The organism is Shewanella sp. VB17, assembly GCF_013248905.1.
Lineage (GTDB): Bacteria > Pseudomonadota > Gammaproteobacteria > Enterobacterales > Shewanellaceae > Shewanella.
This window is the reverse complement of record NZ_JABRVS010000001.1, coordinates 1,973,141-1,998,069: the sequence shown is the minus strand read 5'-3', so window position 1 is coordinate 1,998,069 and position 24,929 is coordinate 1,973,141. Positions and strand designations below refer to the sequence as shown.

The 24,929-nt window shown below is 39.6% G+C and carries 23 protein-coding genes and 1 other RNA gene; 6 read left to right on the top strand and 18 right to left on the bottom strand.

The window, feature by feature from the left end; all coding sequences use genetic code 11:
- Position 1: 1 nt before the first annotated feature.
- The 6 genes from HQQ94_RS08570 to HQQ94_RS08545 form a co-directional block, all read right to left on the bottom strand.
- Positions 2–622, bottom strand: a complete 621-nt coding sequence (locus HQQ94_RS08570; protein WP_173294020.1) for a tetratricopeptide repeat protein — start codon at positions 620–622, stop codon at positions 2–4.
- 12 nt (positions 623–634) lie between these two features.
- Positions 635–1,909 (bottom strand): histidine--tRNA ligase, encoded by a 1,275-nt coding sequence (gene hisS / locus HQQ94_RS08565; protein ID WP_173294019.1) that lies wholly within the window; start codon positions 1,907–1,909, stop codon positions 635–637.
- Positions 1,910–2,058: 149 nt separating this feature from the next.
- Entirely contained in the window at positions 2,059–3,174 is a 1,116-nt protein-coding gene (gene ispG, locus HQQ94_RS08560; RefSeq protein ID WP_173294018.1) for a flavodoxin-dependent (E)-4-hydroxy-3-methylbut-2-enyl-diphosphate synthase, read from the bottom strand.
- A gap of 72 nt (positions 3,175–3,246) precedes the next feature.
- Entirely contained in the window at positions 3,247–4,161 is a 915-nt protein-coding gene (locus HQQ94_RS08555) for a RodZ domain-containing protein (protein ID WP_173294017.1), read from the bottom strand.
- Positions 4,161–4,949, bottom strand: a complete 789-nt coding sequence (gene pilW, locus HQQ94_RS08550) for a type IV pilus biogenesis/stability protein PilW (protein WP_173294016.1) — start codon at positions 4,947–4,949, stop codon at positions 4,161–4,163. Before pilW ends, HQQ94_RS08555 begins: the two co-directional genes overlap by 1 nt.
- Positions 4,950–4,982: 33 nt before the next feature.
- Complete coding sequence (locus HQQ94_RS08545) at positions 4,983–6,104, bottom strand: bifunctional tRNA (adenosine(37)-C2)-methyltransferase TrmG/ribosomal RNA large subunit methyltransferase RlmN (protein ID WP_173294015.1); 1,122 nt, start codon at positions 6,102–6,104, stop codon at positions 4,983–4,985.
- A gap of 226 nt (positions 6,105–6,330) precedes the next feature.
- Here HQQ94_RS08545 and HQQ94_RS08540 point away from each other — a divergent pair, with 226 nt between their 5' ends.
- Together HQQ94_RS08540 and HQQ94_RS08535 are read left to right on the top strand one after the other, a co-directional pair.
- The gene (locus HQQ94_RS08540) at positions 6,331–7,437 is read left to right on the top strand and encodes a CNNM domain-containing protein (protein WP_173294014.1); all 1,107 of its coding nucleotides are present in this window, start codon (positions 6,331–6,333) and stop codon (positions 7,435–7,437) included.
- Positions 7,438–7,543: 106 nt separating this feature from the next.
- Positions 7,544–9,298, top strand: coding sequence for a bifunctional UDP-sugar hydrolase/5'-nucleotidase (locus HQQ94_RS08535; RefSeq protein ID WP_173294013.1), 1,755 nt, complete (start codon positions 7,544–7,546; stop codon positions 9,296–9,298).
- Positions 9,299–9,368: 70 nt separating this feature from the next.
- On the opposite strand, the gene HQQ94_RS23075 is transcribed toward HQQ94_RS08535, so the two are convergent.
- From HQQ94_RS23075 to HQQ94_RS08520, 3 genes are all read right to left on the bottom strand, one after another.
- Positions 9,369–9,896 (bottom strand): GNAT family N-acetyltransferase, encoded by a 528-nt coding sequence (locus HQQ94_RS23075; protein WP_173294012.1) that lies wholly within the window; start codon positions 9,894–9,896, stop codon positions 9,369–9,371.
- 157 nt (positions 9,897–10,053) lie between these two features.
- Positions 10,054–10,278 (bottom strand): DUF3820 family protein, encoded by a 225-nt coding sequence (locus tag HQQ94_RS08525; protein ID WP_173294011.1) that lies wholly within the window; start codon positions 10,276–10,278, stop codon positions 10,054–10,056.
- A gap of 12 nt (positions 10,279–10,290) precedes the next feature.
- Complete coding sequence (locus HQQ94_RS08520) at positions 10,291–10,800, bottom strand: Dabb family protein (RefSeq protein ID WP_173294010.1); 510 nt, start codon at positions 10,798–10,800, stop codon at positions 10,291–10,293.
- A 251-nt stretch (positions 10,801–11,051) separates the two neighbouring features.
- On the opposite strand from HQQ94_RS08520, the gene HQQ94_RS08515 reads away from it, so the two are divergent.
- A complete protein-coding gene (locus HQQ94_RS08515) occupies positions 11,052–11,876 on the top strand; it encodes a zinc-dependent peptidase (protein ID WP_173294009.1) in 825 nt (274 codons plus the stop codon).
- A 73-nt stretch (positions 11,877–11,949) separates the two neighbouring features.
- Here HQQ94_RS08515 and HQQ94_RS22970 read toward each other — a convergent pair whose 3' ends face one another.
- The 7 genes from HQQ94_RS22970 to HQQ94_RS08480 form a co-directional block, all read right to left on the bottom strand.
- On the bottom strand, positions 11,950–13,704 hold the full coding sequence (locus HQQ94_RS22970; protein ID WP_173294008.1) for a GGDEF domain-containing protein: 1,755 nt from the start codon (positions 13,702–13,704) through the stop codon (positions 11,950–11,952).
- A gap of 169 nt (positions 13,705–13,873) precedes the next feature.
- Positions 13,874–15,232, bottom strand: a complete 1,359-nt coding sequence (locus HQQ94_RS08505) for a lipopolysaccharide assembly protein LapB (RefSeq protein ID WP_173294007.1) — start codon at positions 15,230–15,232, stop codon at positions 13,874–13,876.
- The gene (locus HQQ94_RS08500) at positions 15,229–16,593 is read right to left on the bottom strand and encodes a lipopolysaccharide assembly protein LapB (protein ID WP_173294006.1); all 1,365 of its coding nucleotides are present in this window, start codon (positions 16,591–16,593) and stop codon (positions 15,229–15,231) included. The genes HQQ94_RS08505 and HQQ94_RS08500 overlap by 4 nt, the downstream gene beginning before the upstream one ends.
- Before the next feature lie 98 nt (positions 16,594–16,691).
- Positions 16,692–18,563, bottom strand: coding sequence for a GGDEF domain-containing protein (locus HQQ94_RS08495; protein WP_173294005.1), 1,872 nt, complete (start codon positions 18,561–18,563; stop codon positions 16,692–16,694).
- Positions 18,564–18,649: 86 nt separating this feature from the next.
- On the bottom strand, positions 18,650–20,422 hold the full coding sequence (locus tag HQQ94_RS08490) for a GGDEF domain-containing protein (protein WP_254304028.1): 1,773 nt from the start codon (positions 20,420–20,422) through the stop codon (positions 18,650–18,652).
- 187 nt (positions 20,423–20,609) lie between these two features.
- Complete coding sequence (locus HQQ94_RS08485) at positions 20,610–20,816, bottom strand: Os1348 family NHLP clan protein (protein WP_173294003.1); 207 nt, start codon at positions 20,814–20,816, stop codon at positions 20,610–20,612.
- A 71-nt stretch (positions 20,817–20,887) separates the two neighbouring features.
- Positions 20,888–21,703 (bottom strand): SAM-dependent methyltransferase, encoded by an 816-nt coding sequence (locus tag HQQ94_RS08480; RefSeq protein ID WP_173296575.1) that lies wholly within the window; start codon positions 21,701–21,703, stop codon positions 20,888–20,890.
- A 429-nt stretch (positions 21,704–22,132) separates the two neighbouring features.
- Between HQQ94_RS08480 and HQQ94_RS08475 the strand changes: the two genes are divergently transcribed.
- Entirely contained in the window at positions 22,133–22,630 is a 498-nt protein-coding gene (locus HQQ94_RS08475; protein WP_173294002.1) for an outer membrane protein assembly factor BamE, read from the top strand.
- 70 nt (positions 22,631–22,700) lie between these two features.
- Here the strand turns inward: HQQ94_RS08475 and HQQ94_RS08470 are convergent, their stop codons facing one another.
- Together HQQ94_RS08470 and HQQ94_RS08465 are read right to left on the bottom strand one after the other, a co-directional pair.
- The gene (locus tag HQQ94_RS08470; protein WP_173294001.1) at positions 22,701–23,033 is read right to left on the bottom strand and encodes an RnfH family protein; all 333 of its coding nucleotides are present in this window, start codon (positions 23,031–23,033) and stop codon (positions 22,701–22,703) included.
- A gap of 27 nt (positions 23,034–23,060) precedes the next feature.
- On the bottom strand, positions 23,061–23,495 hold the full coding sequence (locus tag HQQ94_RS08465; RefSeq protein WP_173294000.1) for an SRPBCC family protein: 435 nt from the start codon (positions 23,493–23,495) through the stop codon (positions 23,061–23,063).
- Between the two features lie 268 nt (positions 23,496–23,763).
- Between HQQ94_RS08465 and smpB the strand changes: the two genes are divergently transcribed.
- Positions 23,764–24,261 (top strand): SsrA-binding protein SmpB, encoded by a 498-nt coding sequence (smpB, locus tag HQQ94_RS08460; RefSeq protein WP_173293999.1) that lies wholly within the window; start codon positions 23,764–23,766, stop codon positions 24,259–24,261.
- A gap of 159 nt (positions 24,262–24,420) precedes the next feature.
- Positions 24,421–24,775, top strand: a transfer-messenger RNA (tmRNA) gene (ssrA, locus tag HQQ94_RS08455).
- Positions 24,776–24,929 lie beyond the last annotated feature (154 nt).

Here is a 24,929-nt window from a genome sequence, read left to right as displayed (position 1 = left end):
CTTATGCCTTATTCAAATTATCTAACTTCATCTGTAGCGCAGGACTTGTCGTGACCCCACCGTTATCAACCGCTGTTTGATAAGCCACTTTAGCTTGTTCTGTATCTCCTTTACGAACCAAGAAGTCGCCTTTAAGCTCATCTTTTTGTGCTGTAAAAGCAGGATCAGATACTTGTTCTAAGGTGGTGATCGCTGTGGCAATTTGACCTTGCTCTGCTTGAACTCGAGCCAAGCGAATCGTCGCGACCATCACTAAGCTAGTGTCAGCAGCAGATGCGATGACACTCTTTAATGTCGTTTCAGCTTTTTCAAGATCACCCGCTTCAACCGCCGATTTAGCCAGCATTAATGATAATAGTGACTGATAACCTTCTTGGTTATGATCTTTTGCAAATGTCTCAGATGCTGATAGCATCTCCGCTTCACTCATCTGAGGATCACTGATACTTTGAAATGCTTCTGAAGCAGATTCAGCCTGAGCAATTTGATGATCAGAATAATAATTCCAACCAAATAAACCGCCTAAACCGACTACCGCCCCGACAACAATTGATGTTCCATAGTCTTTCCAGAACTGCTTAATAGCGTCAACTTGTTGTTCTTCTGTACTATAAATTTCCACGCAATCTTCCTCTTAAATCTGCTTGGCGATATAAGCTGCTAATTCATCATGTGCAACTAATTCTTGTTCTTTTGTTTCACGAAGATACTTAACAGCAACTTGATTATTGGCAAGTTCATCTTCACCAATAACAAGCGCAATTCTTGCACCACTTTTATCTGCGCGTTTCATCTGTTTCTTAAAATTACCACCACCACAATGACTCATAACCCTAAGGTTAGGCAACTGGCTTCTTAAAGATTGAGCAATTTTTATTGCTTCAATTTTACTTGAATCTCCCATCGCAGTAACATAAACATCCACTGCAATTGGAATATCATGGGTTAATTCTAGTGCCTCAAGCATCAATACAATACGCTCTAATCCCATAGCAAAACCAACAGCTGGCGTATTTTTACCCCCTAATTGTTCCACTAATCCATCATAACGCCCACCGGCAAGTACGGTACCTTGTGACCCCAAACTTGACGTAACCCATTCAAAAACAGTTCGATTATAATAATCTAAACCGCGCACTAAGCGAGGGTTTATGACGTATTGGATACCAACTGCGTCTAAGAGTTCACATAAATGTGAAAAATGGGCTCGAGACTCCTCACCAAGGAAATCAATCAATTCAGGCGCATCGACTAGTAACGCCTGCACCTCTGGATTTTTAGTGTCTAAAACACGTAGTGGATTGGTGTACATCCGGCGTTGGCTTTCTTCATCAAGCTGCTCTTTAAACTGCTCTAAAAACTCAATAAGTGCTTGACGGTAAGTTGCACGCTCAGCGGGATCACCGAGTGTATTAAGTTCAAGGGTAACATGTTCACTGATCCCCAACTTTTGCCAAAGACGTGCTGATATCATCAAGACTTCAGCATCAACATCTGCAGAGCCTATCCCATACACTTCCACGCCAAACTGGTTAAATTGACGATATCGACCTTTTTGTGGGCGTTCATGCCTAAACATGGGCCCCATATACCAAAGACGCTGTTCTTGATTATACAGTAAGCCATGCTCATTACCCGCACGTACTGTCGATGCAGTGCCTTCTGGACGCAGTGTTAGACTATCATCATTACGATCAGCAAAAGTGTACATTTCTTTTTCAACAATATCAGTAACTTCACCGATTGAACGTTTAAAAAGATTCGTGTTTTCAACAATAGGAGTGCGGATTTCACTGTACCCATATGCGGCAACAGTCTCTCTTAATGCACTTTCTAATTTTTGCCATAGAGGGCTTTGAGTAGGCAGAATGTCATTCATCCCACGAATAGCTTGGATCTGTTTTGCCACGATATAGACTCGTCCGATTTGACCATAAAATTAACAATGCGGTCGAGTATATCTTATATACTCGACCGCATCATTACTAAACTAAAATTGTTACCAAGACTCATTGTTACATACTGAACCTCTGTCGAAGTTCAATGGCTTACTTATCACTATTTACTTAAGTCTTGTACAGGAATGCGTGCGTTAAATATGGCGGCTTTTGCTCTGATTTTGGCTTCGAGTGAATCAACAATGTTATCGTTATCAAAACGCTCTTTTTGTCTCACACCATCATCAAAATAGCCACTCTTGCGATGACCGCCAGTTAAGCCAATATCAGAGACAAGTGCTTCGCCCGGGCCATTGACCACACAACCAATAATAGACACATCCATTGGGGTAACCATATCTTCGAGGCGACGTTCAAGTTCATTAACCGTACTTATTACATCAAACTCTTGGCGAGAACAAGACGGACAAGCGATAAAGTTGATCCCACGGGAACGAATACGCAGCGACTTTAAAATGTCGAAGCCAACTTTAATTTCTTCAACAGGATCTGCGGCTAATGAAATGCGCAGAGTATCGCCAATGCCTTCAGCCAATAACATGCCTAAACCAACAGCCGATTTAACTGAACCTGCACGTAACCCACCCGCTTCGGTGATCCCTAAATGTAAAGGCTGTACTATTTGCTTAGCCAGTAAACGATAGGCTTCAACTGCAAGAAAAACATCGGAGGCTTTGACACTTACCTTAAACTGGTCAAAATTCAACCTATCAAGAATATCGACATGGCGCATGGCCGACTCAAGTAATGCCTCAGGCGTTGGCTCTTTGTACTTGTCCATTAAATCTTTTTCTAGCGAGCCACCATTAATACCAATTCGAATAGGTATATTCTTATCACGGGCGCAATCGACAACACTTTTGATACGCGATTCATTGCCAATATTACCCGGATTAATACGCAAACAGTCCACACCGTATTCAGCCACTTTCAGTGCGATTCGATAATCAAAATGAATATCTGCAATTAACGGGATCTTGGTCTGTTGTTTAATCAGTTTAAAGGCTTCAGCAGCATCCATTGTCGGCACAGAAACACGGACAATATCCGCACCGACTTTCTCTAATGCTCGAATTTGTGCCACGGTTGCATCGACATCTGTGGTTAAGGTATTTGTCATCGACTGCACCGCAATTGGCGCACCATCTCCAATAGGGACATTACCCACATAGATACGGGTAGAAGCACGTCTTTTGATTGGATTTTCGTTGTACATCTTGTTTACTCTACATGTCTATAACAATGTGGCCCTAAAGCACCATTGTCTATTATAAGCTTTCAGTATCGATTAAAATGGTAAAGTTAATCGTGCAACCCGTCCTGTGGGATAATCGGCCAAGCTGATACTTTCATTATTAAGCTTGATTGTGACCACTTGGGGGGCTCCTAAGGTAAGATTAAAAGGCTCACGTCCTTCAACCTCAAGCTGACTTCCTGCTTTCTTCAAATCATTAATCAATACGTTGCCATTAGCATCTTTGACGTTAATCCAGCAATCGGCAGCTAAGCTTAAACTTAATAGTGAATATTGCTGCTCAGAAATAACCGCTTGCTGCTGAGTCGCGGGTTTTACATTTTTCTCAGGCACAACAGGCTCACTCGTTGCAGCAACATTCGCAGGTTCTGTTATTCGATCCGTGTCCTCGATACCGGAATCTCGCTCCTCATTAGGATCGGGTAATGCTCTGGTAGAAAAAGACTCGGATGCAGAATCAGCAATTTCTTCCATCGTTGGTTGAGAAAAATCCACACTGGCTTGTGTATCAGATTTTTGTACCCACCATAAAATCAATAATGCTAACAGAATTAAAGCAATAAGGTATGTCACAAACATCAAGCGTCCATCACGAGCTTGGCGTGTAGTTTTACGAGAAAAACTTTGCATTTCAGGTGCACACGCCTTAGGAAGTTGTATGTCTAAGCAGGCTTTTATCTTTTCTAAGTCAGCTTGAACAATACGAGCATAATTTTTTACATATCCTTTTACATAGATGGCAGAAGCGATATCAGCGAAATTATCCGCTTCTATATTTTCAACGATACACGGTCGCAAATGCAACTCTCCGGCAATATCGCCAACACTCGCCCCTTGCTTCTTACGGGCGGATTTCAACAGGGATCCGATCGTGACTTGTTCGGATGTGCTTAGGGTTTCATTACTGTCTGCTACGTCCTTGAGCATATCAACTTTTTTATTTATCATCAGTACATGCTAGCTCGATATCGCTTAGCCTCATCAGATGAGGGAAACTTAGCTAAAAGTAATATGCCAAACTTTCTGGCAGCTTTTTCATCGTGTAAACCTAACTCAATCGTGACACCTAAAGTTAAACTCTCTGCCGATTGAGTGATCACGCTATGGTAACGCGCTAATTGAACCCGAGCATCAAGGTAATTATTGTTGCCGATTTCGAGCTCGGTTAACTCAAGTAACGTGATTTTGCTCCTAGGATTATATTTAAGTGCAGTATTAAAGTAATCCCGCGCTTTGTCTATTTCCCCAGCTTTACGACTGCATACACCTAAGTTTTCATAACTGTCACCAGAACGAGTGTAGTTTGGCATATCGATAGCCCTAAGAAATAGCTTCTCAGACTCTTTAAATCTTGCTTGTTGGCACAGAAAAACACCAAAATTATTCAAACCATCTCCGTTGGCATCGCTAAGGTTAATCGCCTTACGATAAGCCGTTTCGGCATTATCAAGTTCACCAACAGTTTGGTAATAATACGCCATAGAAATGTGCACATCTTGGATATTAGGAGCGAACTCAACCGCTTTATCTAAATTATATTTAGCCTGTTGACTGTTACCTTGTTGCAAATAGGTTAACCCTAACTCCGCCCGCTTTTGTGCCGCTAATATATTATTAAATTCTTTCTCTATCACTGGAATATCTGTGCCACTATAGGTACTTTCTGACACACACCCCCCCAAGGTACTCGATAAGAGTACGATGAGCATCACATATTGGGGCAGTTTATACTTCATTGATAAGCCTATCTATCAAAAAATTACAATGAGTTAGTTTATTGTGACCGATATTTGATTATCTTGCATGCGTTTTTTCGCTAAACGCTGAGTTCTATCTCTAACATCACCTGCTAATTGCCCGCAAGCGGCATCAATATCATCTCCACGAGTCTTACGAACAATCACTGTTAAGCCATATTCCATCAGGACTTTTGAAAAACGATCGATACGTGAATTAGAAGAACGTCCATAAGGCGAACCAGGGTATGGGTTAAAGGGGATTAAATTAATTTTACAAGGCGTATCTTTCATTAATATAGCTAATTCATGGGCTTGTTCAGTACTATCATTAATATGATCTAACATCACATACTCAACAGTAACACGTCCACGATTGGCATTAGACTTAGCAATATAACGACGAATACCCGCTAAAAAATCTTCTAGAGGATATTTTTTATTAACGGGCACCAACACGTCACGTAACTTATCATTTGATGCATGAATACTCACCGCCAACGCCACATCTATTGCATCACCTAACTTATCTAAAGCAGGCACAACACCCGAAGTAGAAACCGTCACTCGGCGCTTAGAAAGACTAAAACCAAAATCATCTAACATGATCTCCAAGGCTGGGATCACATTTTTAAGGTTAAGCAGCGGCTCACCCATCCCCATCATGACGACGTTAGTGATGGGTCTCTCACCCTTATCTTTAACAAAACCAATAAAGTCTGCGACTCGCCACACTTGACCGATAATCTCAGACACGGTCAAATTACGATTAAATCCTTGCTGAGCTGTTGAACAGAAAGTACATTCCAATGCACAACCGACCTGCGAAGACACACATAAGGTTGCTCTATCATCTTCAGGAATATAAACAGTCTCAACTTCCTGTCCTTGCCCAACATTAATAGCAAATTTAATCGTACCATCTTCAGATTTCTGAAAACTTGAAATTTCCGACGCAACAATTTCACAACGCGCCTTAAGTTTTACACGTAAATTTTTGTTGATATTATTCATGGCATCGAAATCACTCACGCCAAAATGATAAATCCATTTCATCAATTGATCGGCACGAAACGGCTGTTCACCCATTTCGGTAAACAATGCTCTTAAACCCTTACGGTCAAGATCCAATAAATTGATCTTCTTTTGACTCATTTTGACTAACCTCAACACCTAACAATACACGTAACAGGGGCGCGAATTATACAGATAGAACGCTATTTTAGCTACCCGCGATGCTCACCCTCACTTTTAGCGACTAAGCTCCCAATGCAACTATGCCCCATAACACCAGTTTACTACGACTTAACAGAGGCAACAGGATAATTTTAATGGTACAATTTAATTGGACTAATATTGGTCTGTAAATATAATTCCCTAAATGATCACCCTCATTGTTATAATTAGCGTTGCAATTGGTATTTCTTTCCTGTGTAGCGTATTCGAAGCCGTTTTACTCTCAGTTACTCCAAGTTATGTGGCAAATTTGGTAAAAACAAATCCACATGCTGCTGCTCGCCTGGAAAAACAAAAAGACAACATCGAATCCCCGCTGGTTTCTATTTTGACCTTAAATACTATCGCCCATACAATAGGCGCTGCAGTCGCTGGCGCACAAGCAGCTAAAGTATTCGGTGATGATATGCTCGGTGCTTTCTCAGCCGTATTAACCTTCTTAATCCTATTTTTATCAGAGATCATCCCTAAGACAATTGGTGCTAACTATTGGCGAACATTAGCCCCCTCTGTTTCTATCGTACTCTTATGGATGGAAAAATTGATGTTACCTTTAGTCTGGATGTCACATCAGGTGACGAAATGCCTTGGTAAAGATGATGAAGGTCAATATATTCGCCAAGAAATGAGCGCGATGGCTAAAATGGGCAGAGAATCCGGTGAGCTCGATGAACAAGAGTCTAAAATTTTAACGCAAATGCTTTCTGTCAAAGAGATGCCAGTCACAGCAATCATGACGCCGAGAACCGTTATGTTCAGCTTACCCAGCTCCATGACACAAGAAGCCTTTGCTCTCCAGCACAAAACCTCACCATTTTCTCGCATTCCGATCTTTAATGAAGATCCTGATGACGTTATTGGTTACATCAGCCGCAACGAAGTTTTACTGGCTGAACGGATAACCCCTCAAGCAACTATTGGTGAGTTAAAACGAAATTTAGTTGCCGTTCCTGAAACGGCTAAGATACTGCCATTATTCCAATTATTAACCAAGCGAAATACTAAAATAGCCATGGTTGTCAACGAGTACGGAACAGGCGAAGGTATCGTCTCATTAGAAGATATTATTGAATCACTGCTAGGATTAGAAATTGTTGATAGTAACGATCCAGTGACAGATATGCAGCAACTTGCGCGTAAATTATGGAAAAAGCGCATGACCGATAAGGGGATAAGATTCTCTGATGACGGCGAGTTCGACTCCTATACCCAAACGACCTCAAAAGGTAGGATTCAGCCTGCCGGGAGGTGACCGAGTTCAAGCACTATCATAATAAAAAGGGCAACATGTGTTGCTCTTTTTTGTCACTAATTCACAATGTATAATCCTCCATCGTTAGCCCAAAGAGAGCGTCTAGATGTTAACTCGCTATACCCTAAAACTTGCTCATATTAACGATACCCACTCTCATTTCGAAAGTAGTCGTGTCCACTTCCACTATCAAGAAGAGAAAAAAATCTATGATATTTATAGTCACAGCGGTGGGTATGCCAGAATTAATTATCAAGTAAATAAAGCCAGAAATCAGGCTATTGCAGTCGAGCAGGCATTTCTATTTCTTCATGGTGGTGATAGTTTTCAAGGATCCCTCTATTTTAATCAATTTAAAGGAGCAGCGAATGCACACCTGCTCAACCTATTAAAACCTGATGCGATGGTCATAGGCAATCATGAGGTCGATGCTGGCAGTGAGCCTATTCACGCTTTTCTTGAAAGTATTGAGTTCCCTTTATTGGCAGGGAATATGGATCTTAGCCAGGAAGACAGCACTAAAGACAGTGCACTTAAAGGCCACAAAAACCTGTATGAATACGATCATGAAATGGAAATAGCGAAAGTTATCATGACACCACTGCAAGACAAGCAGCTCGCGATTTTTGGAATAACATTAGACCAAATGGCTCAGATCGCACGCCCGGATCCCGATACTCATTTTATCAATGCTATCGAAACCACCCGTAAAACGGTCCAACACTTAATGTCTCGCGGAATACATCACATTATAGTGCTCAGCCATTTAGGCTTTGAACAAGATAAAGTGTTAGCCCAACAAGTCGAGGGAATAAGTTTGATTGTCGGTGGACACACTCACACACTACAAGGTAATTTTGAAGAGTTTGGACTCAGTTGCACACCTTACCCCGTTAACGTGAATAACACGCCTATCTTGCATGCAGGTAAACACGCAGAAACCATTGGTCTCGCTGATATTGAATTTAATCAATCAGGGCAAGTAACGACTTTAAACGGGCATAACTATTTTATGCTGGATAAATCATTTATTGTCGAATCAGCACACAGTGTCTCACCCAGTGAATACCATAATATTCGCACAAAGCTCAAGCAGCATCCAGGGATCGCTTGGGATAATGCTGATGAATTAATCACTGACATTATTAATACTCAATATCGACCGACGATCACAGCAATGGAACAGCACATTTTGGGCTTTGTGCCAAGAAATCTCATTCATACCCGCTTACCCAGTAAAGCACTTCCCCACGGCAGTGAAATCGCACCTTGGGTTTGCAAAAGTATCTATCATGAAGCTAAAGATCTGCTCACTCACGTAGACTTTGCACTTCACAATGCAGGTGGCGTCAGACAATCGCTCAACAAGGGGGAAGTCAGCCTTGCCTATGTTGTCGGACGTATGCTTCCGTTTGAGTTGCCTTTAGTACACTATGAAATCCAAGGGGTTCACCTATTTCAAGCGATAGAATCAGCCATCAACTCGGCCACTAATAACAGCGTGATAGGCACTGGTACTGGCAGTTTCCCCTACACTTATGGATTAAAGTATTGCTACGATGGCAGACAAGCATTAGGAAAAAGAATCCTCTCTCTAGAGGTGTTAGCGCAAGATGGTAACTCTTGGCTCACTGTCGATAAACAGGCTTATTACTTTGGTGTTTCTTCAGCCTATACAGTATCAGGCAAGGAAGGTTACTCACCTTTACTGCAAGCTAAGTCTCAGGAGAATATTGATGGCCTGACGATCCCGCTCGCTTTTATTCGTTATATGCAACGTGACAATACGTCTCTTGCACAAGCACTTACTCCACATGTTAATTACACCAGTCATTTAACCGAGTGCTCAGTATCAACATAGGATTTAGCGGCTAAAAATGTATCAAATAAAGGCTTTCAGATAATGCATACTGAATGAGAAAAGCAGATAATCACCAGCTGTCTAATGACTTCGACAGCTTTTTATCCATCAAAAATCCGCTAATAACACGACCGAGCTTTTCTTGATAGCTTCTATGACGCAGCTTAAACCCGCATGAAAGGAACAAGGATTTAGATCCATGAGATGCATCCACAGATAAAGCACAATACCCCTGCTTACCCACCCAACGTTCTAAGACTTCATACAGTTTATATGCCACACCTTTACCTTGATAATCTGGGTGAACATACAAACTATCTATATAGCCTTGAGTATAGAAATGGGTTTCGACATTAATAAAACCACCGCATCTCGGCCGCCCATTAACATCACAATTTAGGTCCACGATAATCCATGCACGACTGAGACTTAAACGCTTATTCCAATAATATGATGACCGGGGAGCACTCGACCAGGCACATTTATCCTCATGGGAGTACAGAGAATTATTGATATGATGAATAGACTCATGAACAATATGACTCACAGCAGTAGCATAATGCTTATTGTACGGCAGAATCACTAAATTTAATGGCATAAACAACCTGAATGTAAATTAACGATAAATATAACATCATGCTAATAAGAATCATCTATCAACAGATTCGAAAATAGCGTCCATTCTCAAGTAAAACCAATATGCTCGTGGCAACACACGATAGAAACGTTACACAAAACCGTCATGATGTTGGCACTCAATACTTCTTCATTTTCTTCAGCAAGGGCTGCAACATGTCTTCTAATCCATTGAGTTTAATCTCATACATTAAGGCGAGTTGCTCACCTAATTTCCCCGCAGGAAACCCTTTAGAATGAAACCAAACCAAATAAGGCTCAGGCAGCTCAAGTAGCTGACGCCCTGCATACTTGCCAAATGGCATCTTCTGATTAATGGCATCTAATAAAACTTGTTCATCCATACTAGCAGCCTTTTATTTTTTAACTTTAAAATCAAAAACTAACACGCCTGTTGTTGCAATTGGTTTATGCAGTAATGGCCCTACAAAGTCTTTAAAATTTTGATGAGCGGCATCGTAATACTCTGGCTCATTAATAAATGGCTGACCCACATAATAATTACGATCTCCTTCAGATTTGAGGGTCACAATAAAGGCATCCTCAAAGCCATGAGCTACACCTTCGTGACTGTTTTGGACTCCCGTCTCTATAGAGATAATATAGGGTTTCCCATCACGTACACACGCTTGTTGCAGCGCCAAAAAAGCATGTACGACTTCATTTCTTTTGGCTTGCGTCACTTGCTCGTCATACCGAAATAGAACGATATGTTGCAATTTACCTGGCTTGTAGTCTGCAGCGGTCAGCACTGCGGGATCCATTTGAACAGGCTCAATTGCCGCATCAAACTCTGCTTGTTTCGCAAAAGAGAGAGAAGACAGACTCAATAAGCCAGTAAAGGTTAACATTATTATTCTTTTCATTTTAAACTTTTCCTATGGATAGTGAGGATATTAGTTGGTTCGTTGGACATATTGTTATGATCAAAAATTCAGATTAAAGGACAAAATAAATGAGATATACACCATATAAAAAAACCACATTAAGATCAAATCACCCTATTCATTCAATGTCAAAGTTAAAAAATCACCTTACAATCATTCTGCTCAGACTTGAATTGCGATAACCCACCCACATCTCATTGATATACATCACCTAGAAATACTGAGTTTCTATGCTAGCAATTATTATCGTGTCGATATTAGCAGTCTCATCTATCACTTGGATTGCTTCACGCTCATGGAGAGTGACAAAACAACGAAAAAAAATCACATCAAGCCCTTTCCCTGCACAATGGCGAGCTATTCTCAAACACGGTATGCCTTACTTTCGCTCTTTACCGGCAGATCTTCAGTTACAACTTAAAGGGCTCATACAGATTTTTATTAATGAAAAAGAATTTATCGGCTGTGATGGGATCATCATTAATGATGAGATAAAAGTGACTATCGCAGCACAAGCTTGCCTTCTTTTGCTTAATCGTAATACAGACTTTTATCCTAAACTAAAACAGATTTTAGTTTACCCTTCTATTTTTATCGTTAAAAATCAAGAGCAAAAAGTGGGTGGCGTAATAGGAGAACAGCACAGAGTCTTATCTGGTGAATCATGGGAAACAGGTAAAGTTGTCCTCTCATGGCAAACGACTCAAGCTGACGCAGCCGCACCTAAAAATGGCAATAACGTGGTCATTCATGAGTTTGCTCATCAACTCGATCAAGAGGCAGGTCATGCTAATGGTGCACCTATTTTACATTCAATAGGTGATTACACCCGCTGGTCTACCGTGCTAACACGAGAATTTGAACTGCTCCAAACTCAAGCGCAACACAATACTCCTTCAATTTTTAGCTATTATGGAGCCACCAACCCAGCGGAGTTCTTTGCGGTTATCACAGAAGTTTTTTTCGAACGTCCAGATGAAGTCTACCAATCTCATCGAGCGCTTTACATTGAACTCACCCATTTCTTTAAATTAGATCCCATCAACTGGCACTAAAAAACAATAAAAATAAATGATACGCAGCTATCGCACCGTCATAGACTCACGAACATCGACTCAGCTATTCTGGCTAACTATTGCTCTTAAATACCTGCATATCAGGATGATAAACCGAGACTCGATTTCGTCCATGCTCTTTTGAGCTGTACATGGCCATATCGGCTCTGTTTAACATGGGATCTACACTCAAATCCTCAACTGTATTGCTCGAAACACCAAAGCTGGCATGAACAGTAAAGAGGTGTCCCGAATAACGACTATCAATGGTAGTGATCAGCTCTCTACATTGCTCGGCGACCTTTAATGCTTTACTTTCATTCGTATTGGGCAAGAAAATAACAAATTCTTCACCACCAAAGCGGGTAAAAATATCGCCATTGCGGCATTTTTTAGCTACTGTCTCACACACCTTCTTTAATACCCAGTCGCCCACAGCATGACCATATTGATCATTAATGTGTTTAAAATAATCCAGATCAAATAAAATCACGCTAAAATGAGCACCATTGGCCGTGCCTTTGATAAACAGATCTTCTGCCATATTTTGAGCAGTAGCACGATTATATATCCCTGTTAATACATCAAATTGGACTAATTTTTTATACTTACTTCTTTGCAATGTCATGCTGATCGCGAACATTGTGAGCACAATTAACCCACCACAAATAAACAGAAATAACATACGTTCATGGTTACGCTGTGATTCAGTTAATGCTTCTTTGGCGCTATAAAGTTCACGCTCTTTATTGAGTAAGTTGATTTCGCGAGTTTTTTCCCCACTTTCAAATTTTGCCATTTGATAAGCATTAGCCTTAGCTTTCGTATCATCAAGTATGTCGATACTCAAGACTTGATAGGATGTGAGATAATCAAAAGCTTGTTGATATTTACCTTTTTGATATAAAAGACTCGCCATGACCTGAGTAGCAATTTTTTTAGGCTTTAAATTACTAGGGTTTGAAGGAAGATTAATCACACCTTGTGCAAACTCTGCCGCTAATTCATATTGAGATAATGCTAAATAGGTTTCTGAAAGCAGCGCATTAACACTATTTATTTCCATTTTATAATCAAAGAACTGATAACCTTTCAAAGACTTCAAAAGAAATATTAACGCATTATCAAAATCGCCTGTTTTAAGATTAATTTCTCCTATGCCTTTTAAGCCAAAAGCAGACCCCATCGGAACCGCGTTAGCATCACAGAAATCGACGGCTTTCAAGTACCTCTTTTTAGCACTAATATAATTGTTGAGATTTAACTCTGCCATCGCCAATGAAAGTAGAGAATAACACCTATTTGTTGAACTTAAGCCTTTAGTACGAATCGCCATATTGGCGTAACGAGTCACCTCATCAAACGCCTCTAATTCTAAATAAAAATCAGCAACTCTGACATAAGCAGCCGCTTTCTTTTCTATATTATCAGTATTTTCAACAAGACTGAGGTACAAAGTCAGAATACCCAATGCTGCTGAATATTGCTTGATTGATAAATATGAAGCAACTTTATAGGTATATATTTGTGCTAATTGGATTTCTGAAACAGGCAAGGTTTCAGCAACATTTAATCGCTTTAATGCTATATCGTATCGACCGGCTAAGATTTTAGTCACACTATCAAGAATAAGCACCCTAGCATATTCACTTTTTGTTAACTTAGTCCTCAATTGATATAATTCTTCTATCCGCTGTACATTCTCAGTGCCTGATGATGTAATAGCATCTTCTATTTGAGCGATTTCTACTTCAAACTCAGAAGCACTGACAACGGAAAAGTAACAAGCAAGCACCACAGCAAAAACAATAAAACGACACACTGGCACTGTAAATTCCCTTTTTATTTAGATAACATCAAATCAACATTTAGACTAATGACTTGAACTAAAAAATTAAACATTATGATTGAATAAAGAATGCCCGCTAGATGGCAAAACTCACTAGATAAGACTAGAAGTCAGCCATACTTCCCACTATTTTAATGATATGACTGGATTAAGCTAGCTTACATTTTGGTTGACGTTTGAGTAATATATAGCCTACGAACAAAATTAGCGCCACTAAGCTGCTGATCATAAACAGTAGCATCAAACGCTGATGATCATCTTGTGATTTCGTTAACTCAACCTTAACGACATCAAGATCTTTATGTAATGCTTCTATTTGGTGTTCATCAACCAAAATACTGAGTTTAGCCACTTCAAAAGCAATGATTTTACCTTGAGTTTCCCCTAAAATTGTAGAGTGGTGAGTTTGATATAATTTTAGATAAGCTAAGGCTTTATCTGTGTCACCTAATGCTTCATATAACTGAGCTAAGGGCTGGTAGACTTTACTGAGTAATGTGCTGACATTTAATGTTAAAGCGATATCCAATGCTTTGTTAAGCTCTTCAACACCTAATTGCAGCTCCCTCTCACCCATCGCCACTTGCGCTAATATAATATGGGCTTCCGCCATACTATATTGATAAGGCACCAATGATGCTAAGCTTAAGCCGTATTGTGCTAACTCTTTGGCCTTGACAAACTGTTTACGTTTAATCCATATTTTTGATTGCGCTAACACAGCTGCCCCCATCATCATGTTCTCTTTAGTTAGCTGACAAATATCAAAGGACTTTTGATATAAACCTTTGATTTCCTCCCACTTACCAGTATCTAATCCATAAACATTATCAATGCTGTCAGCATAAATATACATCGCAAAACATTGATCCCTCGGTGAGCTTAATCGATCGAGTTTTTTATACAATAGGTTGGCATACTTTAATGCTTCAGTGCCCATGTTCATTTCCGCAAAAATCTCAATTGCGATACGATAGACTTCCATCTCACTTTCAATATCATCAATCTCACTGAGTAACGTCAGTAATTGATGCAGAATATTAAGAGCATCTGCAAAATGATTGTAATGGGCATAACCATTAGACAATAAGGATAAAGAACGCGCTTTATAGTGCATTAACTCTGTAGGAAAGGGACTTATAACTTGCTGTTTAAGTAACAAGAATGCTTCATTTTGCTGACCTAACATAATTTTCGAGTGAGCTAGCAACAATGTATAGCGGTATTTTTGCTCTGCACTCATCTTGTTAGCTAATGGCTTAAGCTCCTTTAAGGAATCAGAGACAAATTGCAGAGATTGAGTGCGTTTTGACTCTAATAAACTGAGCTGTTCATCTAATTCACTCAGTTCAAAAGTGTGTGCAGAAACATACCCACACGACAAAGCAACATAGATGGTAAAAAACCATGTTAATGCCTTTACTGTAGCAATACGTTGCATGATACCATTAAAAATTGCATTACATTTCAAATTGAAAATATGTGTTAACTGTCCATTTAAATTCACGATTTTAATCCTTTAAATACCTGCCTATCAGCTCCATTGCTACGTTTCAGTAAAACCATACAAGTCGTAAATAAAATCAACGTCACTAAGCAGCTCATCATTAACATCAAGCGTTGATGATCATACTCAGCTGCCGTTAACTCAGCCTTAACCGCATTGAGTTCTTTGTTAAGTTCATCTATTTGCCGAACCTTAGCGAGGTTGCCAAGTGTTGATACTTCAAGAGCAATGATTTGACGCTGAGTTTCCCCTAAAATTTTCGTGTGATGAGTTTGATACCCTTTTAGATAAGCTAACGCTTTATCGGTGTGACCTAACGCTTCATGCAATTTGGCTAAAGATTGGTAAACTTCACTGAGTAATCGACTATTCTCAATCGTTAAAGAAAGTGCTAACGCCTTATCAAGGTGCTCAAGTTGGCTTTGAGGTTGTTGTTGATACAGAGCAATTTTAGCTAATAATAGATGTGCCTTTGCAATATTAGGCCGATAAGGGATCGATGACGATAAGGCTAATCCATGTTGAGTCAACTCCCAAGCCTCTACATACTGCTTGCGCTTAATCAACATACGTGCTTGACCTAGCGCGATTTCGGCTATCATCAAACCCTCATTCGCTAATGTGCAAAATTCAAATGCATCTTGATATAAAGCATCTATTTCTGACCATTTTTCAACAACTTCCCCGTACACGCCCTCAATGCTGGCCGCATAATCAAGTGCTGTAAAACATTGATATCGAGGTGACTTTATTTGATCGAATTGTTTATAAATAATATTGGCGTATATTAAGGCTTCATTAGGCATCCCTAACTCGCCAAATAACTCCACAGCTAAGGTGTAACCATGAACTTCACTGATAATATCATTCGCATCGCTTAATAAAGGGAACAAGTGTTGCAGCGTCTGTATTGCCTCTACATAATTATTATCTGCTGCATAAATATTGGCTAATAAAGACATCATTCTCGTTCGATACTTTGCCAAATCTAAAACAAATGGCTTAGATACCTCCCCAACAAGCAGCTTTATTCCCGCCTCAAGGTTATCTGACATCGCATAAGAATGAGCTTGAAGTAACCTAAAACGATACTTTTGCTCTACACTCATGTCTTTGATTAAAGGACTAACCTCCTTCAAAGACTCAGCAACAAACGGTGGTGACTGGGTCCGCTTTGACTCTAATAAAGTCAGCTGTTGATCCAGTTCACTCAACTTGACATTTTGGGCTGAAACATATCCACAAAACAAAACTGCATAGGTAGTTAAAATACATGTGAATGCTTTTACCGTTAAAGTACTTTTACTCATCCTGTTTAAAAACTCATAAAAACCAATTAACCGTCCATTTTTAACTACCATTTCAATCCCTTGCCTATTATAAAACCATACAGTATAGCTGGCTTAGCATCTAGCTTTCACACAATAATTTATCCGCGAGTATCGAGTCAGATATCCAATCAGGTATGCTGCTGTTTAAACCCCTGCATATCGGAGTCATAAACCGATACTCTATTTCTTCCAAGGTTTTTTGAGCTGTACATGGCCATATCAGCCCTGTTTAATAAAGGATCTAAACTTAAATCTTCTGCAGTATTACTTGAAATGCCAAAACTGGCATTAACGGTGAAAGTATGGCCTGAATGACGGGTATCAATGGCTAAAATTTGCTCCCTGAACTGTTCAGCCATGACTGATGCTTTTTCCTCACTGGTATTGGGCATAAAAATCACAAATTCATCGCCACCAAAGCGGGTAAAGATATCACCACTGCGGCATTTTTTCCCCACCGTCTCGCACACCTTTTTTAACACCCAGTCACCCACGCCATGGCCATACTGGTCATTAATCAGTTTGAAATAATCAAGATCGAACAAGAGAACACTAAAATCAGCACCATTCGCTGCCCCTTTGACAAACTGATTTTCTGCCATGTTTTGACCAGTACCGCGATTATATACCCCAGTTAACACGTCAAATTGGACTAATTTTTTATACTTACCTTTTTGCAGCGTCATACTAATGGCAAACACCGTCAGTACAATTAAGCCACCACAAATAAACAGAAACAGCATTCGCTCATTATTGCGTTGTGATTCAGTCAATTCAGCTTTGGCACTATAAAGCTCACGGTCTTTATTCAAATAACGGATCTGGCGTTCTTTCTCGATATAATCGAGTTTGGTGGTTTCAAATGCAATGATATGATTTTGGCTTTCACCTAAAATTTTAGTGTAATGGATTTGATACAGCTTTAGGTACTTTAACGCCTTATCCGTATTACCTAAGCTTTCATGTAGCTCAGCTAAAGGCTGATAGATTTCAGTGAATAATTTGCTGTCATTAAGACTTAAAGCAAAATCTAAAGACTGATTAAACTCTTCAATACTTAATACAGCATTCCCCTCACCCATGGCTATTTGAGCGAGTAATAAATGAGATTTTGATATGCTATATTGATAAGGGATTGCTGATGCTAAACCTAATGCATATTTTGTTAACTTTTTAGCCTTATCGTATTCTTTACGCTTAAGCAATATATTTACTCGTCCAGTAAGCGCTCCGACCATGCCTATTTTTTCATCATTTTTTTTGCAAATATCAAAAGCATCTTGATATAAAGCTTCTACCTCTAACCATTTATCAACGTCTAAGTCATAGACACCATCGATGCTAATCGCATATTTAAATGCTACAAAACACTTTCTTCTTGGAGATCTAATTTTATTAAAATTTTGATACATAATCTTGGCATATTTTAAGGATTCATCCGGCATATTTAATTGGCCAAATAAATCAATGACAACTCCATATCCCATTACCTCGGTATCAATATCATTAATTTCATTCAGTAATGGCAATAGTAGATGCAAAGTTTTGAGTGCATCTTCAAAATAATTATAATAAGAATAAATATTAGCTAAAAGAGATACAGAACGAACCTTATAATATAATAATCTTTCAGAGAAGGAGCTGGTGATCTGCTGTTTGAGCAATGAAATCGCTTCACTTGATTGACCTAACATCGAATATGAATGCGCTTGCAGCAGTGTATAACGATATGTTTGCTCAGCACTCATTTGGTTAACTAGAGGTTTTATTTCTTGCAAAGAATCGGCGACAAACGCTAGCGACTGAGTACGTTTTGATTCTAACAAAGTCAACTGCTGATCCAGTTCGCTCAACTTGACATTTTCGGCTGAGACATATCCACAAAACAAAACTGCATAGGTCATTAAAATACATGTGAATGTTTTGACCGTTAAAGTACTTTTACTCATCCTGTTTAAAAACTCATAAAAACCAATTAACCGTCCATTTTTAACTACCATTTCAATCCCTTGCCTATTATAAAACCATACAGTATAGCTGGCTTAGCATCTAGCTTTCACACAATAATTTATCCGTGAATATACAATCAGGTATGCTGCTGTTTAAACCCCTGCATATCGGAGCGATACACAGATACTCTATTTCGTCCGAGGTTTTTTGAGCTGTACATGGCCATATCAGCCCTGTTTAATAAAGGATCTAAACTTAAATCTTCTGCAGTATTACTTGAAATGCCAAAACTGGCATTAACGGTGAAAGTATGGCCTGAATGACGGGTATCAATGGCTATAATTTGCTCCCTGAACTGTTCAGCCATGACTGATGCTTTTTCCTCAATGGTATTGGGCATAAAAATCACAAATTCATCGCCACCAAAGCGGGTAAAGATATCACCACTGCGGCATTTTTTCCCCACCGTCTCGCACACCTTTTTTAACACCCAGTCACCAACAGCGTGACCATATTGATCATTAATCAGTTTGAAATAATCAAGATCGAACAAGAGAACACTAAAGTCAGCACCATTCGCTGCACCTTTGACAAACTGATTTTCTGCCATGTTTTGACCGGTACCGCGATTATATACCTCAGTTAACACATCAAATTGGACTAATTTTTTATACTTACTTTTTTGCAGTGTCATGCTAATGGCGAACACCGTCAGCACAATTAAGCCACCACAAATAAACAGAAACAGCATTCGCTCATTATTGCGTTGTGATTCAGTCAATTCTGCTTTGGCACTATAAAGCTCACGGTCTTTATTCAAATAATGGATTTGGCGCTCTTTCTCAATATAATCAAACTTAGTGGTCTCATAGGCAATGATATTATTTTGTGTCTCCCCCAAAACTTTCGTGTAATGTTTTTGATACAGCTTTAAGTACATTAATGCTTTATCTGTGTGACCTAAGTCTTCATGTAACTTGGCTAACGGCTGGTAAATTTCACTGAGTAATTTACTGAAATTCAAACTTAAAGCGATATCCAGCGCCTGATTAAACTCTTTAACACCTAATTGAGGTGTGCCCTCACCAATCGCCACTTGTGCTAATAATACATGTGCTTCAGCCATGCTATATTGATAAGGCACCAATGATGCTAAGCTTAAACCGTATTGCGCCTGTTCTCTTGCCTTGGTAAACTGTTTACGTTTAATCGATATATTAGACTGCGCTAATATTGTTATTGCCATCATCATGTTTTCATTGCTCAATTGACACATTTCAAAAGCATCCTTAAACAAGTTTTCAATTTCTGACCATTTATCAGCTTCTAAGCCATAAACCCCGTCGATGCTGTCAGCATAAATATGCATTGCAAAGCATTGATCTCTAGGTGATTTTATTTCATCGAATTTGGTATGTAAAAGATTGGCATATTTCAATGCTTCATTGTCCATGTTCATTTCTAAAAATAACTCAATGGCGATACGATATGCATTCAGCTCAATTACGATATCATCAATTTCACTGAGTAACGGCAGTAATTGATGCAAAATTTTAAGGGAATCTGAAAAATAATTATAATGGGAATAACCATTAGCCAGTAACACTAATAAGCGTGCTTTATAATGCATCAGTTCTTCTGAAAAGGGACTTGAAATCTGCTGTTTGAGTAATGAAAATGCTTCATTTTGTTGACCTAACATTATTTTTGAATGAGCTAACATCAGTGTATAACGATATTTTTGCTCTAAACTCATTTTATTGACTAAGGGTTTTATCTCTTTTAACGAGTCAGCGACAAATTGCAAAGACTTAGTCCGTTTAGACTCTAATAAACTCAGCTGCTCATCTAATTCGCTCAGTTCAATATTTTGAGCAGAAACATATCCGCACATAAAAAAAACATACATGGCTAAAACCAATATTGAAGTTTTTATTGCAAAAAGGCTTTGAACAATGTTTTTAACACTCTTATGACACTTGGGATTACAACTATCAGCTAGCCATCCATTTTTAACTATCATTTGAATCCTTTGCCTGTTTTTTTAGCCACAAAATAAACTCAATTAAAATCCAATTTTACGTATTAGAAATTTGTTATACGAATTCCTTAACATTTTTTTTATAAATACGAGTATCCCCTGTCATTGCCGTCAATTTATCCTTATCCCCTGAACGTATCGCTTCTTTTTCTTGATCTGTTAATTCCGCCTCTTCCATCACAGTTTCTGGGTCTTGCTGAAAAGCCGCCATAAAATCTGCATCTGAGCTCAGTTTTTGTAAAAAATCATTTAATGTTGACATAAATCTCTTCTTGTTATGTTGGTTGACATGACTTAACTTTGCTGACTTAATTTTCTTAATTATTTCCTGAGTTAACCAAGATCTGACTCGGTGATGCCAAGTTTGGCCAATACGGCATGATTTAATTCCAGTTTTTTGGCAGGCGGAATGAGTAAGGTACTTACCTGTGTTAACCGCGAAAACGGTAATTCATTTAACGCTAAACGCTCAATTCTGGCAGTCTCGATCGGTAAGGTCGGCGCCTCATAGATGATAACTTCATGAGTTAATGGGTACCATTGCTGTAATAGCTCAACTAAAATTTGTAAACGATCTGAGCAGCTATGAAATTGGGTTAAGGTATGCTCGCCCGCAATGGCAATCTGCCAAAGTAGCAGATGCGTGGTGGGATCAGGGGTGTGATGATAAAACATGAACTGGCTGGCTTCGAAGCTTTGATGACCCGACTGGCCTGGATCTATGCCTAAATCGGCCCATAAACACGCCTCGGCAGAGATCCCCGGTTCCATCTTAGCCGAGTAACCTTCGGCTTTGGCAGCATCGATAGCATAATGGGACACACAAGCAAATACACCAGGATGACCATACAGAGCGCAGACCACTTTTTTACCTAAGCGCACCTCTGCCAATATGGCTTGCACCATCTGCTCATAGGTATCACGGCGATTCTTTATCTCATCACCCTGGGCATAATAAGGCTGTAAAGTGCGTACATCTGGATTTAAGCTTTTTAGCCAGCTAAGAGCAAAACCGTCGCTCATTAATGAAAACACCAGATCGGCATTTTCGATGTAACTTTGACTCAATACGCTGATCTGTCCAGCCAAATTTAACCCTGTGCCGACACAGACTAAGCTCCCTTGAGCATGATTCTTCCCTAATAGCATCGCTGTCACTACACCTCAATTTTAATTATTATTCGCAGGTCTATCAACTAACAAGCTATTGACGTGCACATTTTCATGATTTTTATGGTGTTTTGCAAGCGGTTATTAAAAGTAAACGCTAACTTTATTAAATTACCTTAATCTAAAATCAACTTAGCCATTTAACCCGCTTAATCTAGGTCAACTTGACATCAAACCGATTAAAAATAGCTACTGTGCCTACAGAGAATATTTTTAAGGAACAAAATCCACCAGATGGTGTCTCATCAGCTAGCATGCCCTGTTATTCAATAGCATTAAGGTGTGCATGACAAGCAGTCGGCGGCACCAGCAAATTACTTTTCATGGATTAGCGCAAGGATAACCCTTGTCAGAATAGGGAGTGCTTGGGTATGATGATCCACAGATTTTTAGGAAATAGCATATTCGATGACAATTAAAAAGCAAAGTTTTACCCTTTTGGGCGCTGCTGCGCTCTCAATATCGTTGAGCGCTTGTAGCGTATTTGACTGGTTAATCTATAAACCTGACATTCCTCAAGGTAACTACATAGAAACTCAACAAGTAGAGAAACTACGTATTGAGATGACCAAAGAGCAAGTTGAATATATTCTTGGCCGTCCTGTGCTACGTGACAGCTTTGCTGATGATACTTGGTATTATGTGTACCATTATAAAAGTGGTCGCGATGCCAGCATCACCCATAAAGAATTGATCATTCATTTTGACAAGGATCAGCTTGCGAACATAGTCGGCGATTATGACTTAGCGGAGGACTTCAACACGCCTCTGTCTCAGAGTCAATTGCCCGATTCACCGCAAATCGATGACACAGATCCATTAACTCCACTCATTCCAGAGCAGCGTCCTGATGCAACACCTGTCGTCGATGACAATGCTGAATCGCAGGCCAGTAAGAAGTTTTAGTGCCCGCTAAATGATATCCAATAAAAAGGGCTAACGCATATGCGTTAGCCCTTTTTATTGGAATCAAGCATTACAGCTTAGCCCCAGTGATCTTATTAACCCGCCCTTCATCTTTGGCTTTTTCTGCTCGTTTGCGACGAACATCTTTAGGATCAGCAATTAAAGGCCGATATATTTCAACTCTTTGACCCGCAAGTAACACTTCATCATGTTTAACCTGACGACTAAAAATACCCAATTTAACCGTGTTAAGATCGATATCAGGAAAAAAATGCATCATGTCACTTTGTTTGACCGCTTCGATGCAAGTCGTCCCAGGTGCAACATTGACTTTAATACGTTTTTGTTGAGTCGGTAAGGCATAAATCACCTCAACCAAAAAATGTTCTTGCGCTATGTTCATGATCACATCTCTTTAAAGCGAACAACATTATTCACTATAAATAACTTTTGCTCTACCAGTGAATGCCGTGACCATTGAGGTCATTAACTCTTTAAATATGTTTCCAAACGCCATATCAACCAAACTACTGGAAAATTCGAAATTTAATTCGAAATCAATTTTACATGCATCTGAGGTTAACTCAGTAAAACGCCATTCTCCGACTAAATATTTGAAAGGGCCATTTTCAAGCGCCAACTGAATACTCTTACCAGGCACAATTTGATTTCTTGTGGTAAACGTCTTACTAATGCCAGCTTTAGCAACATCAACGGATGCGAGCATGGTCTGCCCATCAAATGCTAATACTTTTCCCCCGACACAACCGGGTAAAAAATCCTGGTAAGATCCAACATCATTCACTATTTCATACATCTGCATGGCACTAAAGCGCACTAACACACTGCGGGATATCTGGGGCATTCGACTCTCTCTATTGCCTAAAATAAAAAGTTAACACAAAAAGCTAAAACACTAACCTAAAAAAGATAACTGAAGTTATCGCTATGGCCAGATTTTAACACGCTCAAAGCAAAACGCATATTTTCTCTCCTGAGGATCCTAGAACACAGCGTAAAAAAAATATTTTTTGCATAAAAAACAATCAAAAGCATCAATATTTTACATAAAGTAAAAATTAATCGATCACAGCAATTCCAAAAACTTTGTCGGTGAGTATAATAGCCAGCCTATGGCTAATAAAAATGCAAAAAAATCAAAAAACTCCTCCGCATCTATCGCACGTAATAAACGCGCGACCTTCGATTATAAGTTCGAAGAAAAGATGGAAGCAGGTCTGTCCTTAATGGGATGGGAAGTCAAGTCTATTCGTATGGGCAAGGTCAACTTGTCTGAAAGCTATGTCTTTATGAGAGCCGGCGAAGCCTACCTCTTTGGATGCACTATAGCCCCATTGAATACCGCTTCAACCCATGTGGTCTGTGATCCGATGCGATCACGTAAACTGCTATTGAAACGTCGTGAACTCGATAAACTCCAAGGTCTGGTAGATCGCCAAGGTTACACCATTGTACCCATTTCAATGTATTGGCAAAAAGGGGCTTGGGTAAAAATAGAAATCGGTCTAGGCAAAGGTAAGAAAGAACACGATAAACGTGAAGACACCAAAGAGCGAGAGTGGCAAGTTGAAAAATCTCGCACGATGAAAAAAGCAGCCCGTGGTGAATAGTGGTTCGATATTCATCCATCACTGTATTAAGTAACATTAAAACAAGCTATTAAAAACGTGTCATACACGTAAAACGCTTAGATAACGAACAAACGATAGTCCGCGTTGTAAAACAAGCTTGGTAAACCGTGAGCAACGCGTTACAATGATGTCGTACTTGGGGGCGATTTTGGATTCGACAAGATTCTCGAAACCCTGGGAGCATGCCGAGGGGCGGTTGGCCTCGTAAAAAGCCGCACCGTTATAGTTGCAAACGACTCTAACTACTCTCTAGCAGCTTAGGCTAGCTAGCCATCTTGCCGAAACTTTTCAAATGGGTTTGGTTCTTAGATGGTCATCTTACATTTGATAGCGAGGGAACCACGTTCAGGGGTGAACCGCGAAATAGTACTGAACTCGCCAATTGCAATCCTGTCTTTCGGAGTGTACTTGGTTAACCAAAAGAGAGACTAAGCATGTAGCGCCTTGGATGTAGGCTTTTTGGACGCGGGTTCGAGCCCCGCCGCCTCCACCAATTAAAACAAAGGGTTAGCCGAAAGGCTAACCCTTTGACACATCTAAATGTCCACAAATTGCCCACACAGCTTTAAGTTTTTGTCCACGGATGGTCACAAGTTACACTGTCTACTGTCGTTCGCGCAGATACTAATCAAAAGCTATTAGCTGTT